Origin of the sequence: Kocuria rosea subsp. polaris (assembly GCF_001483755.1) — a bacterium.
In the GTDB taxonomy this organism is placed as follows: domain Bacteria; phylum Actinomycetota; class Actinomycetes; order Actinomycetales; family Micrococcaceae; genus Kocuria; species Kocuria cellulosilytica.
Window position 1 is genome coordinate 225,286 of sequence record NZ_LQBK01000040.1, and the last position, 14,959, is coordinate 240,244.

A 14,959-nucleotide genomic window follows, 5' to 3' on the forward strand; every position below is an offset into this window, starting at 1 on the left:
ACCCACGACCGAACAGAGGAACCCATGCCAGCCCCGAAGCGTCCCGGCGCGATCCGCAAGAACAAGAAGGGCCCGCTGGTCGGCACCGGCGGCCACGGCCGCAAGGCCCTCGAGGGCCGGGGCCCCACGCCCAAGGCCGAGGACCGCCCCTACCACAAGGCGCACAAGATGAAGAAGGCCGCCGAGCGCCGGCAGAGCCCGGGCGGCCGCACCCCGGCGCGCTCCCGCGGCAGGGTGCAGGAGGATCTCGTCACCGGGCGGAACTCGGTGCTCGAGTCGCTGCGCGCGGACATCCCCGCCAAGGCCCTGCACGCGGCCAGCAAGATCGACGTCGACGACCGCGTGCGCGAGATCCTGCAGATCTGCGCCGAGCGCGGGATCACGATCCTCGAGGCCTCCAAGGGCGAGCTCGACCGGCTCACCAGCGACGCCGTGCACCAGGGCGTGGCCCTGCAGGTGCCGCCCTACGAGTACCAGGACGCCGTGGAGACGGCCCGCAAGCTCATGACCCAGTGGGAGAAGCGGCACGTCCGCCGCCCCCCGCTGCTGGTCGCCCTCGACGGGATCACCGACCCCCGCAACCTCGGCGCGATCATCCGCAGCGTCTCCGCGTTCTCGGGCAGTGCCGTGATCGTGCCCGAGCGCCGGTCCGTGGGCGTCACGGCCTCCGCCTGGAAGACCAGCGCCGGCGCCGCGGCCCGCGTGCCCGTCACGAAGGCCGCCAACCTCAACCGCACGCTCGAGGAGCTCAAGGCCATGGGCTACTTCGTGGTCGGTCTCGACGGCGGCGGCGACGTCGAGCTGCCCGGCCTCGAGCTGGCCACCGAGCCCCTCGTCGTCGTGGTCGGCTCGGAGGGCAAGGGCCTGTCCCGGCTGGTCACCGAGAACTGCGACCAGATCGTGTCCATCCCCATCGACTCCACGATGGAGTCGCTCAACGCCTCGATGGCCGTGGGCATCACCCTGTACGAGGTGTCGCGACGCCGTGCTGGTGCCTGAGCCCCGGCGGCAGGACACCGGTCGGCCGTACGTCTCCCACCCCTACCCCCTCGGGGTCCACCCCTCGCACGAGCGCGACGGCAGCGCCAACGTGGCCGTCTACGCCCCCGGGATCCCCGACGTGGACCTCGTCTACCGGGTGCCCGGCGGGCGGTGGCAGCGGCGACGGCTCACCGGCCGCACCGGCGGGGTGCACCACGGGACGGTCCCGCCGGCCGAGCAGCAGCGGCTCTCGGAGACGGGCTTCGACTACGCGCTGCACCGGGACGAGGCCCCGGCCCTGCCCGCCGGCACGGAGTACGGCTTCGTCGCCGCCGACTCGCCGGTCGCCTCCCGCCACCGCTCCCCGGACCCCGCCGACCAGCAGATCCTGCTCGACCCCTACGGCAAGGGCCTGCGCCGGGTCGCCCCGCCGCCCGGGGTCGAGGACCCCGGTCCCGACGCCTACGGAGGACGGTACGTCTCCGTGGTCGTCCAGCAGGACTTCGACTGGGACGAGGACCGCCGTCCCGCCACCCCGTGGCGGGACACCGTGGTCTACGAGGCGCACGTCAAGGGCCTGACCGCCCTGCACCCGGACGTCCCGGAGGAGCTGCGAGGCACGTACGCGGGGCTCGCGCACCCCGCGATGACCGAGTACCTCACGTCCCTGGGCGTCACGGCCGTCGAGCTCCTGCCCGTGCACGCCCACCTGGACGAGCCCCACCTCACGGGCCTCGGACTCAGCAACTACTGGGGCTACAACACGCTGGGCTTCTTCGCCCCGCACACCGGCTACGCGACCGAGGCCGCCCGCGCCCGCGGCCCGCAGGGCGTGCTGGACGAGTTCAAGGCCATGGTCCGGGACCTGCACCGCGCGGGCCTCGAGGTCTACCTCGACGTCGTCTACAACCACACGGCCGAGGCCGGCCAGGAGGAACCCGCCTACTGCTGGCGGGGACTCGGCGACGAGGCCTACTACCGCCACGGCGAGGACGGCCGCTACGTGGACGTCACCGGGTGCGGCAACTCCGTGAACTTCGGCAACCCGCGGGTGGTGCAGATGGCGCTGGACTCCCTGCGCTACTGGGTGGAGCGCTGCCACGTGGACGGCTTCCGCTTCGACCTCGCCCCCGAGCTGGCCCGGGACGAGCGCCACCGCTTCACCCGCAACCACCCCTTCCTCGTGGCCGTCGGGGCGGACCCCGCCCTGTTCGGCACGAAGCTGATCGCCGAGCCCTGGGACGTGGGCATGGGCGGCTGGCAGACCGGCCACTTCCCCGAGGGGTGGGCCGACTGGAACGACCGCTTCCGGGACACCGTGCGCGACTTCTGGCTCACCGGCCCCCGCAGCATGAGCCTGGGCGGGGACGGCGGCAACGCCGCACGGCTCGCCGGGGCGCTCGCCGGCTCCGCGGACCTGTTCGCGGCGTCCGGGCGCAGCGCCCTGGCGTCCGTGAACTTCGTGACCGCCCACGACGGCTTCACCCTGGCGGACCTCGTCTCCTACGACAACAAGCACAACCAGGACAACCTGGAGAAGAACCGGGACGGGACCAACGACAACCACTCGTGGAACCACGGCGTGGAGGGCCCGGCGCGGGACGTCCGGATCCGGGCCGACCGGGCGCAGACCGCGCGCAACGTCATGGCCACCCTGCTCTTCTCGCAGGGCGTGCCGATGATCACGGCGGGGGACGAGTTCGGCCGCACCCAGCGCGGGAACAACAACGCCTACTGCCAGGACAACGAGCTGTCCTGGGTGGACTGGCGGCTCACCCCGGCGGACCGCGCCATGCTCGCGGCCACCCGCTCCCTGGTGGGCGTGCGCGGGGAGTTCCTGGCGGGGCAGCCGTCCCACTTCCCGACCCGCCCCGACGAGGTGATGATGCACTGGTTCGGCCCGGACGGGACGGCCATGACCGCCACCGGCTGGCAGACCCCCGGAGCCCGGACCATCCAGGTGCTGATCGGCTCCCGGGGCGGCCGGGTGGCGGGGCTCATGGTGATCAACGGGGCGAGCGCCGACATGGCGATCACCTTCCCGCACCTCGCGGACCTGCTGCGGCCGGAGGAGGACGGGCACCCCCTCGAGCGGGCCGACGGCCTCTACTCGCTGGTGCACAGCACGGCCTCGGTGCTGCACGGGCGCTACGGCACGCGCTTCCGGGCGGGCCAGGCGCAGGGCGTCCCCGCCAGCTCGGTGACGCTCTTCCGGGTGCTCTGAGCCGCTGAGCCGCTGAGCGGAAGCGCCGCCGAGGAGGGACGGACGGCGGAGGGGCCGCACCCGGAACGCCCGGGTGCGGCCCCTCCGTGGGCCACGCGGTGCCGTGCCGCCGGCGGCTCAGGCGTTGGCCACCAGCCCCAGTTCGGCCTTGTCGGCGAGCTCGGGGTGGTCCGGCAGCACCCGGACGGTGTAGCCGAACGGACCCGAGCGGTCCACGGTGATCGTCCCGCAGAACTTGTGCCGGCCGCCGCCCAGGTCGCCGACGGGGCTCAGGGCCGCGTACTTGCGCTCGTGGATGTGGTCGGTCTCCGAGACCCGGCCGTAGCCGATCTCCGCGCACACGTCGTCCGGGCTCAGCGAGCCGAGCGAGACGTAGGCGCACACCGTGAGCTCGTCGCCGATCTGCGGGTCCTGGGCCACGCCCTCGGTGTCGACGTGCTCGACCGACACGTGGTCCCAGGCCTGGCGCACGCGTCCCACCCACCGGGACTTGGACCGGGCGGCCGCGTGGCCGTCCAGCGCGGACCGGCGTCCGGAGACGGCGGCCGGGACGTAGAGCTGCCGCACGTAGTCCTCGAGCATGCGCTTGGCGGAGACCCGCGGGCCCAGGGTCGCCAGGGTGTGCTTGACCATGGCCAGCCACTGGTGCGGCACGCCGTCGGTGTTCGGGTCCGAGCCCTCCGCGGTCTCGCCGTAGAACCGCGGGGCCACGTGGTTCTCGATGAGCTCGTAGAGCGCCGCGGCCTCGATGTCGTCGCGCTCGTCCGGGTGCGCGCCCTCGTCGGCGGTCGGGATGGCCCAGCCGTTCTGGCCGTCGTACATCTCGTCCCACCAGCCGTCGAGCACCGACAGGTTCAGCCCGCCGTTGAGGGCGGCCTTCATCCCGGACGTGCCGCACGCCTCGAGCGGGCGCAGCGGGTTGTTCAGCCACACGTCGCAGCCGGGGAACAGGGTCCGCGCCATCGCGATGTCGTAGTTGGGGAGGAACACGATGCGGTGGCGCACCTCCGGATCGTCGGTGAAGCGCACGAGGTCCTGGATCAGGCGCTTGCCCTGCTCGTCGGCCGGGTGGGACTTCCCGGCGACCACGAGCTGGACCGGGTGCTCCGGGTCCAGCAGGATCCGCTTGAGCCGCTGCGGGTCCCGCAGCATGAGCGTGAGCCGCTTGTAGGTGGGCACCCGGCGGGCGAAGCCGATCGTGAGCACGCCCGGGTCGAGGACCGTGTCGGTCCAGCCCAGCTCGGCGTCCGCGAGACCGCGCTTCTTCCACGACGCCCGCAGCCGGGCCCGGACGTCCTCCACCAGGCGGGCGCGCAGCTCCCGGCGGACGGCCCACAGCTCGGCGTCGTCCGCGGTGTAGATGCGGCGCCACCGCGCCGCCCGGTTCAGGTCGGGGCCCATCGGGTCGAGGGCCAGCTCCGCCATGCGCGGGTCGATCCACGTCATCACGTGCACACCGTTGGTGATCGAGCCGATCGGCACCTCGTCGGCGTCGAAGCCCGGCCACAGGCCCTGGAACATCCCCCGGGAGACCACGCCGTGCAGCTTGGCCACCCCGTTGGCGCGCTGGGCCAGGCGCAGGCCCATGACCGCCATGTTGAACTTCGACCGGTCGCCGCCGTCGTAGTCCTCCGCGCCCAGGGCGAGGACCTGGGCCGTGGGCACGGACGGGGCGAGACCCGCGTCGAGGAAGTGCTCGATCTGCGACTGCTCGAACCGGTCGATGCCCGCCGGCACCGGGGTGTGGGTGGTGAACACGGTGGCCGAGCGCACGGCGGTCAGGGCCTCGTCCCAGGTCATCGGCTCGGTCCCGTCCGCGGGGTCCATGAGCTCCGCGATCCGCTCGACGCCCAGGAACCCGGCGTGGCCCTCGTTGCAGTGGAAGACCTCCGGGGCCGGTGCGCCGGTCAGCCGGGAGAAGGCCCGCAGCGCGCGGATCCCGCCCATCCCCAGGAGCAGCTCCTGCTGGAGCCGGTGGTCTCCGCCGCCGCCGTAGAGGCGGTCCGTGACGTTGCGGGCGTGGTCGTCGTTGTCCGGGATGTCGGAGTCGAGCAGCAGCAGCGGGACGCGGCCGACGTCCGCCCGCCAAATGTGGGCGGACAGGGAGCGGCCGTTGGGCAGGGGCAGGGTGATCCGGACCGGGGTGCCGTCCTCCTCCCGCAGCAGCGTCAGCGGCATGCCGTCCGGGTCGAGCACGGGATAGGACTCCTGCTGCCACGCGTCGCGGGACAGGGACTGCTTGAAGTAGCCGTGCTGGTAGAACAGGCCGACCCCCACCACCGGCACGCCGAGGTCCGAGGCGCTCTTGAGGTGGTCGCCGGCGAGGATCCCCAGTCCGCCCGAGTACTGGGGGAGCACGGAGGTGACCCCGTACTCGGCGGAGAAGTAGGCGATGGCCCGCGGGGCGTCCTCCGTCTGGGTCCGCTGGTACCACAGGTCCTCGGTGAGATAGCGCTCGAGGTCGGCGTCCAGCTCCGTGATCCGGCGCACGGTGGCCGGGTCCTGGGCGATCTGCTGGATCTCCTCCCGGGTGAGGGAGCCGAGGAGCTTGACCGGATCCCCGTGCACCGCCTCCCACGCCTGGGGGTTGAGGTCCGCGAACAGCTGTTCGGTGGGCCGGTGCCAGGACCAGCGGAGGTTCCTCGCGAGCCGGCTCAGAGGGGCGATGGACTCCGGCAGCACGGTGCGCACGGTGAATCTACGGATTGCCTTCACGCCGTCAGACTACCGGTGCCGGGGCGCCGGACCGGGGCGCCACGGCCCAGCCGTGCTCCGGCGCGCCGGGCAGCTCCTCCGGCACGGGGGGACAGGGCGGGAGACCGGGGCAGCAGACCGGGGCAGCGACACCGTCCCACGGTTCGACAGCGGGCTTAACGATCGCCGGGTTTGTCGCTAACGTGGTCCAGGTGAGCCAAGCCAACACGCCGCCCCCGTCCGACCCGGCCCAGAGCCCGGCCGGCGCGCCCGCCCCCGACTCCTCGACGACGCCCGCCGTTCCCGGCGCCGGTGCCGCCGCCGCGGCGGCCGAGCAGCCCGCGAAGAAGGCGCCCGCGCGGCGCAGGGCCTCGACTGCCAAGAAGGCCCCGGCGGCGGAAGCCGCTGCGCCCGTGGAGGACGAGCCCGGCGTCGCCGTCGTCCCCGCCGCGGAGCCCGCGGAGCCGAAGCCCCGCGCGCGGCGGACCTCGACCACCAGGACCGCGGCCGCGAAGACCCCGGCCGCGAAGACCGGGGCTGCCAAGGCCCCGGCCGCGAAGGCCGGCACCACGCGGACGGCTGCCGCGAAGAAGGCCACCACGCCGCGGAAGGCGACGACCACGCGCCGGAAGGCCGCCGGCTCGGCGTTCTCCCGCGAGGACCTGGTCTACGGCCGGATCCCGGTCGTCGGCGTCAGCCCCGTGGTCGAGGACGGGCGCTTCCCGGCCAAGGCCGTGCCGGGCGAGACGGTCCGGGTGGGCGCCACCGTGTTCCGCGAGGGGCACGACGCCCTGGGCGTGACCGCGGTGCTCTACGACCCGCAGGGCGCGGAGGCCGAGCGCGTGCCGATGCGCCTCACCACCCCCGGCACCGACCGCTACGAGGCGTGGCTGACGCCGACCGCCGAGGGCGCCTGGACCTTCGCCGTCGAGGGCTGGGGCGACCTGTTCGAGACGTGGCGCCACGCCGCCGAGATCAAGGTGGGCGTGGGCCAGGACGTCGACCTCATGCTGGCCGAGGGCGTCGCGCTCTTCGACCGCGCCGCCGCGGAGCCGGGCCGCCCGGACTCCGACGCGGAGCTGTTCCGCTCGGTCTCGCGCACGCTCGGCAACGGCGAGCTGCCCGCCGAGCACCGGCTCGAGGCCGGCACCTCGGCCGAGGTGCTGGCCGTCGTGGCCGAGCGGCCCGTGCGGGACCTGGTCACCGAGAGCCGCCGGTACCCGCTGAAGGTCGAGCGGACCGCCGCCGGCCGCGGGTCCTGGTACGAGTTCTTCCCCCGCTCCGAGGGCGCCGTGTTCGACGCCGAGTCCGGCACCTGGGCCTCCGGCACCTTCCGGACCGCCGCGGAGAGCCTCGACCGTGTCGCGGCCATGGGCTTCGACGTCATCTACCTGCCTCCGATCCACCCGATCGGCCGCGCCCACCGCAAGGGCCCCAACAACACGCTGGTGGCCGGTCCGCAGGACCCGGGCTCGCCGTGGGCCATCGGCTCCCCCGAGGGCGGACACGACGCGATCCACCCTGACCTCGGCTCGTTCGAGGACTTCGACGGCTTCGTCGCCCGCGCCGGGGACCTCGGCCTCGAGGTGGCCCTGGACCTGGCCCTGCAGGCCTCCCCGGACCACCCGTGGGTCACGGAGCACCCGGAGTGGTTCACGACCCGTGCCGACGGCTCCATCGCGTACGCGGAGAACCCGCCGAAGAAGTACCAGGACATCTACCCGATCAACTTCGACAACGACCCCGAGGGCCTGTCCCTCGAGGTGCTGCGGATCGTGGAGCTGTGGATCTCCCACGGGGTCAAGATCTTCCGCGTCGACAACCCGCACACCAAGCCCCTGTGGTTCTGGGAGTGGCTGATCGGCACCGTCAACGCCAAGCACCCCGAGGTCGTGTTCCTGGCCGAGGCGTTCACGCGTCCCGCCATGATGCAGGGCCTCGCCCGGGTCGGCTTCCAGCAGTCCTACTCGTACTTCACCTGGCGCAACACCAAGAAGGAGATCGAGGAGTACCTGGCGGAGATCAGCCACGAGACCTCGGCGGTCTACCGGCCGAACTTCTTCGTCAACACCCCCGACATCCTCACCGAGTACCTGCAGTTCGGCGGGCCCGCGGCCTTCAAGATCCGCGCCGTCCTGGCCGCCACCGGCTCCCCCCTGTGGGGCGTCTATGCCGGCTACGAGCTCTACGAGCACGTGGCCCGGGCAGGGGCCGAGGAGTACGTGGACAACGAGAAGTACGAGTACCGGCCCCGGGACTTCGCCGGCGCCGAGGAGCGCGGCGAGTCCCTGGCCCCGTACCTCACGCGGCTCAACGAGATCCGGCGCCGGCACGCCTCGCTGGGCGACCTGCAGAACCTCACGGTGCAGTCCACGTCCGACGACGCCCTGGTCGCCTACTCGAAGACCAAGACGGTGCGGCACGGGGGCTCGAGCTACAAGGACACGGTCGTGGTGGTCGTCAACGTGGACCCGCACGCGGTCCGCGAGGGCACCGTGTGGCTGGACCTGGAGTCCCTGAACCTGGACGACGCGGACTTCAACGAGGACGGCAGCTTCTGGGTGGACGACCTGCTCAGCGGGAACTCCTGGAAGTGGGGCACGCACAACTACGTGCGGCTGGACCCGCACTACGACCCCGCGCACGTCCTGCACATCCGCCGCAACGTCAAGTAGGGGCGCCACCGCACCCCGCCGGGGCCCTCCTGGGCGCACTGCCCTGGAGGGCCCCTCCCGAAGCACCGATGGTCTCCGACCCACCCGTCCGAAAGGCGGCACCCCCGCATGAGCATCTCGCCGTACTCGCTCAACGCCCCCGGCATCTCCCACGACCCCGACTGGTTCCGCAAAGCGGTGTTCTACGAGGTGCTCGTCCGGGCGTTCTCCGACGCCAACGGTGACGGCTCAGGCGACTTCTCCGGCCTGATCGACAAGCTGGACTACCTGCAGTGGCTGGGCATCGACTGTCTGTGGATCCCTCCGTTCTACGAGTCGCCGCTGCGGGACGGGGGCTACGACATCTCCGACTACTACTCGGTCCTGGACGAGTTCGGGACGATCAGCGACTTCAAGCGGCTCGTGGCCGAGGCGCACGCCCGCGGGCTGCGCGTGGTCACGGACCTGCCGCTCAACCACACGAGCGACCAGCACCCCTGGTTCCAGGCCTCCCGCGAGGACCCCGACGGACCGTACGGCGACTTCTACGTCTGGTCGGACACGGACGAGAAGTACCAGGATGCCCGGATCATCTTCGTGGACACCGAGGAGTCGAACTGGACGTTCGACCCGATCCGCCGCCAGTTCTTCTGGCACCGCTTCTTCTCGCACCAGCCGGACCTCAACTTCGAGAACCCCGCCGTGGTCGAGGCCGTGTTCGACGTGGTCAAGTTCTGGCTCGACATGGGCATCGACGGCTTCCGGGCCGACGCGATCCCCTACCTGATCGAGGAGGAGGGGACGAACTGCGAGAACCTCCCGGGGACCCACGACTTCCTGGTGCGGCTGCGGGCCATGATCGACGAGGAGTACCCGGGCCGCGTGGTCATCGCCGAGGCGAACCAGATGCCGCACGAGGTGGTGGAGTACTTCGGCACCGAGGAGAGCCCGGAGTGCCACATGTGCTTCCACTTCCCGATCATGCCGCGGATCTTCTACGCGCTGCGGGACCAGAAGGCCGCCCCGATCGTGGAGACCATGCAGGAGACGCCGGACATCCCGCGCGGCACCCAGTGGGGGACGTTCCTGCGCAACCACGACGAGCTGACCCTCGAGATGGTGACCACCGAGGAGCGGCAGGCGATGCTCGGCTGGTACGCCCCCGACTCCCGGATGCGCGCCAACGTGGGCATCCGCCGCCGGCTGGCGCCCCTGCTCGACAACTCCCGCGCGGAGATCGAGCTCATCCACGCGCTGCTCATGTCCCTGCCGGGCAGTCCGTTCCTGTACTACGGGGACGAGATCGGGATGGGCGACAACATCTGGCTCGACGACCGGGACGCGTCCCGCACGCCGATGCAGTGGACCCCGGACCGCAACGCCGGGTTCTCCAAGGCGGACCCGGGCAAGCTGTACCTGCCCGTGGTCCAGTCGCTGGTCTACCACTACAACCAGGTCAACGTGGAGGCGCAGCTGGCGTCGTCGTCGTCCCTGCTGCACTGGATGCGCCAGATGCTGGCCGTGCGCAAGGCCCACCCGGCCTTCGGCCTCGGCTCCTACGTCGGCGTGGAGACCGACCACGACTCCGTGCTCGCGTTCCTGCGCGTGCTCCCCGACGCGGAGACCGACGACGGGCGCGGCGAGACCGTGCTGTGCCTGTTCAACCTCGCCCACACCCCTGCGTGCGCGCGCATCCGGCTGCCCCAGTTCGCGGGCCGCGGTCTGCGCGAGCTCTTCGGCGGCGACCTGTTCGGCGAGGTGGACGAGGCCGGGGAGTACCGCATCACCCTGGGCAGCCAGGACTTCTTCTGGCTGCGCCTCCGGGCCGCTCCCCGCGACGACGGCACGCACCCCCAGACCACGGCCATGCCGATCATCACCGCGACCCCGACGTCCTGAGCGCGTCCCCGAGTCCGTCCACCTCCACGCCCGCCCCGGAAGGACCTGATCCCATGACCGACCAGCACCCCGACGAGCTCCTCGACCTCCTGCGCCGGTGGCTGCCGCGGCAGCGGTGGTTCCCCTTCGCGGACGGCGGTGCCGGCGTGGAACTGCGGGTCGTCGCCCAGCTCGCCCTGCCGGACCAGGAGGGCGCGGGCGCCCGGATCCTGCTGCTGGAGGCCTCCGAGGGGGCCCGCACCGAGCTCCTCCAGGTGCCGCTGACCTTCCGCGCCGCGCCCCTCGAGGGCGCCGAGCGCTTTCTCGTCGGGGAGCTGGCGCCGGCCGCGGCCGAGGACCCCGGGGCGGACGGGGCCGAGGAGGAGGGACCCGCGCCCCGCCGGGCCGCGCGCTTCCTCCGGGAGCGGGCCGCCCGCGCCGGCCGTGCCGTGGCCCACCGCACGGGCCTGCCGCTGCCCGGGGCGGAGGACGCCGTGGCCGGTCCCTGGGTCTACGACGGGGTCGGGGACCCGGTGTTCGTCGGCCCGGTCCTCGAGCTGATGCAGCGCGCGGAGTCGGTGAGCTCCGGCCCCCTGGGCCTGACCGTGACCGGTGCGCACGGCGACGCCCTGAGCGTCACCTATGCCGTCGACACGCCCCAGCAGGTGCGCGTGATCTCCAGCGAGCAGTCGAACTCCTCGGTGATCCTGACCCCGCCCGCGGGCCGGGAGGACGCCGACACCGTGATCGTGAAGTTCTTCCGCGTGCTGGGGGAGGGCGACAACCCGGACGTCGAGGTGGGCCGCGAGCTCACCTCCCTGGGCTGTCCCGCGGTGCCGAGCACCTTCGGGTGGCTCGACGCCCGCTGGCGCTCCGGGCTGAGCGCCGTGCAGGGGCAGCTCGCCGTGGCCACCGAGTTCCTGGCCGGCTCCGCCGACGCGTGGGCGCGGGCCGTCGAGGCCGCGGAGCAGGGCGCGGACTTCTCCGAGGAGGCCCGGGAGCTGGGCCGCACGACCGCGCGCGTGCACCGCGACCTGGGCCGCGCCTTCGGTTCGGAGACGCCCGACGACGCCGCCCGCGCCCGTCTCCTGAACGACCTCGGGGGACGCCTGCGCTGGGCCCGCACCGAGACCGGCTCCCTGTTCTCGGAGCACGCGACCGCCCTCGACCAGCTGATCACGTCCCTCGGCGACGTGCCGGAGCTGCCCCCGCTGCAGCGCATCCACGGCGACTACCACCTGGGCCAGGTCCTGCAGACCGAGGACGGACAGTTCAAGGTCCTGGACTTCGAGGGCGAGCCGCTGCGCGCCATCGAGGAGCGCACCCGCCCGGACGTCGCCCTGCGCGACGTGGTCGGCATGCTGCGGTCCTTCGACTACGCCGCCGCCTTCGGCGCCCGTGCCGGCGCGCAGGACGCGGAGGAGTGGGGCCGGCGTGCCGGCGACGCGTTCCTGGCGGGCTACGAGCAGGGCGCGGGGCACACGGTGGACCGCGGTTCCCCGCTGTTCCTGGCGCTGTGGCTGGACAAGGCCCTGTACGAGGTCGTCTACGAGCAGCGCAACCGGCCCGACTGGGTGGACGTGCCCGCCGCGGCGGTGCGCCGTTCACTGGAGAGCCTCCGGTCGCGTAGCGTGAACCCTGATACCGCCGGTGCGGACCCCGTGCCCGGCACCGACCACGACGACGACAGCTCCCGCTCCGCGCGGCACATCTCGGCGGAACCGGGAACGGAAATCGAGGACGCAGTGAGCGCCAGCACTCCGCAGGACCGATCCGACCCCGTCCAGAGCTCCCGCCCGGCCCCGGCCGGCCACGACGTGGCCCCGGCGGGCCCGGTGCCCGTGGCCGAGCACCTGCTGGCCGCGGTGTCCGAGGGCCGCCACCACGACCCGCACAGCGTCCTGGGCGCCCACCTGAACCCGGACGGCAGCGTCACCGTGCGCACGCTGCGCCGCTTCGCGACCGCCGTGGCCGTCGTGACGCAGGACGGCACCTTCGAGCTCGAGCACGAGTGGGGCGGCATCTTCACGGGAGTGGTCCCCGCGCACGAGCCGGGGCGGATCCCCGACTACCGCGTGGACGTGACCTACCGGGACCTCGAGCCGCAGCGGATGGACGACCCGTACCGCTTCGGGCCGACCCTGGGCGAGCTGGACCTCCACCTGATCGGCGAGGGACGCCACGAGACGCTGTGGAACGTCCTCGGCGCGCACGTGCGCCGCTACCCCTCCGCGATGGGCGACATCACCGGTGTGGCCTTCGCCGTGTGGGCGCCCAACGCCCAGGCGGTCCGGGTCATCGGCGACTTCAACGGCTGGGACGGCAGCGAGCACGCGATGCGCTCCCTCGGGTCCTCGGGCGTGTGGGAGATCTTCGTCCCGGGCCTCGGCTCCGGGGCCACCTACAAGTTCCGCATCCTCGGCCGGGACGGCGGCTGGCGCGAGAAGGCGGACCCCATGGCCTTCGGCACCGAGGTGCCGCCGTCCACGGCTTCCCGCGTCTTCGAGTCCGAGTACGAGTTCCAGGACGACGCCTGGATGGCGCGCCGGGCGACGACCGATCCGCACAACGCGCCCATGAGCGTCTACGAGCTGCACATCGGCTCGTGGCGGAAGGGCCTCGGGTACAAGGACCTCGCGAAGGAGCTCGTCGAGTACCTGACCTGGCAGGGCTTCACGCACGTGGAGTTCATGCCGGTGGCCGAGCACCCGTTCGGCGGCTCCTGGGGCTACCAGGTCACGTCCTACTACGCACCGTCCTCCCGCTTCGGCAGCCCGGACGAGTTCCGCTACCTCGTGGACAAGCTGCACCAGGCCGGCATCGGAGTGCTCGTGGACTGGGTCCCGGGCCACTTCCCGAAGGACGAGTGGGCGCTGGCCCGCTTCGACGGCGAGCCCCTGTACGAGCACGCCGACCCCCGCCGGGGCGAGCACAAGGACTGGGGGACGCTGATCCCCGACTACGGCCGCAACGAGGTCCGGAACTTCCTGGTGGCCAACGCGTCCTACTGGCTCGAGGAGTTCCACGTGGACGGCCTGCGCGTGGACGCGGTCGCGTCCATGCTCTACCTCGACTACTCGCGCAACGAGGGGGAGTGGGAGCCCAACGTCTTCGGCGGCCGGGAGAACCTCGAGGCCATCGCCTTCCTCAAGGAGGCCAACGCCACCGCGTACAAGCGCACCCCGGGCATCGTGATGATCGCCGAGGAGTCGACCTCCTACCCGGGCGTGACGCGCCCGACCGACGCGGACGGGCTGGGCTTCGGGCTCAAGTGGAACATGGGGTGGATGAACGACACCCTCGAGTACATGGCGGAGGACCCGGTCAACCGGTACTACCACCACAACAAGCTCACGTTCTCGCTGGTCTACGCGTTCTCGGAGAACTTCCTGCTCCCGATCTCCCACGACGAGGTCGTCTACGGCAAGGGCTCCCTGCTGCGCAAGATGCCGGGCGACCGGTGGCAGCAGCTCGCCAACGTCCGTGCGTACCTGGCCTTCATGTGGGCCCACCCCGGCAAGCAGCTGATCTTCATGGGCACGGAGTACGCCCAGGAGTCCGAGTGGTCCCAGGAGCACGGCCTGGACTGGTGGCTCTCCGAGACCCCGCCGCACAAGGGGGTCCAGGAGCTGGTGCGCACCCTCAACGGGATCTACCGGGAGACGCCCGCGCTGTACGAGCGGGACAACAACCCCGCCGGGTTCGAGTGGATCGACGCCGCCGACGCCGGACGCAACACCCTGTCCTTCACCCGCTGGGACGAGCAGGGCAACCCGCTCGTGTGCGTGGCGAACTTCGCCGGCAACCCGCACGAGAACTTCCGGCTGGGCCTGCCGTGGGCCGGTGAGTGGGTCGAGGTGCTCAACACGGACTCCGAGCACTTCGGCGGGTCCGGGGTGGGCAACCTCGGCAAGGTGACGGCCACCGAGGGCGCGCACAACGGCAACCCCGCATCGGTCGAGCTCACCGTTCCGCCGCTGGCGGTGCTGTACCTCAAGCCGGCCGAGCACTGAGCCGGCCGCGCCCGGCAGGCGCGGAGCGGAGCAGCGGCGGAAGGGCCCGGATCCTCGGATCCGGGCCCTTCCGCCGTCGGACCCCGCTCCGGGGCGCGAGGGGGAGGGCGGCAGCGGGGCCGGGACACCCGGTTTGCACGGGCCGCGGAAAGCGGGTAACTTCTTCCAAGTCGTCGCGGCGAGGAACTCCTCCGGGAGAACCACGGGACGGCGATCCCGCTCCGGACCGTCCGCACCGAGCAACCAGCGAGTTGCACGGGAACGGAAGAGTGTTAGGGTGGGAGATTGTGAGCTTCGCCGGAAGGCGGCGCCGTCACGATCGGGTAACCAAGAGTTCACCCGAGATTGACCGGGGCCGATCGGAAGGGCTAAGGTTGCAGAGCACTCCGGCAGCAAGGTGTCAAGTCAGACACGCTGACCGGTCTGTTGTTTGAGAACTCAATAGTGTGCCATGTTTGTTGATACCGAAGTTTTTTTCGGTTGATTGGTTGTTGCTGTCCTGCCTCCGTGGGATG

6 protein-coding genes are annotated in these 14,959 nt (G+C 72.0%); 5 read left to right on the forward strand and 1 reads right to left on the reverse strand.

Going from position 1 to position 14,959, the window contains the following annotated elements; genetic code table 11:
• Positions 1-24: 24 nt before the first annotated feature.
• Together rlmB and glgX are read left to right on the forward strand one after the other, a co-directional pair.
• Positions 25-999, forward strand: a complete 975-nt coding sequence (gene rlmB, locus AVL61_RS16240; protein WP_058875344.1) for a 23S rRNA (guanosine(2251)-2'-O)-methyltransferase RlmB — start codon at positions 25-27, stop codon at positions 997-999.
• A complete protein-coding gene (glgX, locus tag AVL61_RS16245; protein WP_058875345.1) occupies positions 986-3,205 on the forward strand; it encodes a glycogen debranching protein GlgX in 2,220 nt (739 codons plus the stop codon). The genes rlmB and glgX overlap by 14 nt, the downstream gene beginning before the upstream one ends.
• A gap of 117 nt (positions 3,206-3,322) precedes the next feature.
• Here glgX and glgP read toward each other — a convergent pair whose 3' ends face one another.
• Entirely contained in the window at positions 3,323-5,920 is a 2,598-nt protein-coding gene (glgP, locus tag AVL61_RS16250; protein ID WP_058875346.1) for an alpha-glucan family phosphorylase, read from the reverse strand.
• A 182-nt stretch (positions 5,921-6,102) separates the two neighbouring features.
• On the opposite strand from glgP, the gene AVL61_RS16255 reads away from it, so the two are divergent.
• From AVL61_RS16255 to glgB, 3 genes are all read left to right on the forward strand, one after another.
• On the forward strand, positions 6,103-8,574 hold the full coding sequence (locus AVL61_RS16255; protein ID WP_058875347.1) for an alpha-1,4-glucan--maltose-1-phosphate maltosyltransferase: 2,472 nt from the start codon (positions 6,103-6,105) through the stop codon (positions 8,572-8,574).
• 108 nt (positions 8,575-8,682) lie between these two features.
• Positions 8,683-10,452 (forward strand): maltose alpha-D-glucosyltransferase, encoded by a 1,770-nt coding sequence (gene treS, locus AVL61_RS16260; RefSeq protein WP_058875348.1) that lies wholly within the window; start codon positions 8,683-8,685, stop codon positions 10,450-10,452.
• A 53-nt stretch (positions 10,453-10,505) separates the two neighbouring features.
• Positions 10,506-14,444, forward strand: a complete 3,939-nt coding sequence (glgB, locus tag AVL61_RS16265) for a 1,4-alpha-glucan branching protein GlgB (protein ID WP_058875349.1) — start codon at positions 10,506-10,508, stop codon at positions 14,442-14,444.
• The last annotated feature ends 515 nt before the right edge of the window (positions 14,445-14,959 follow it).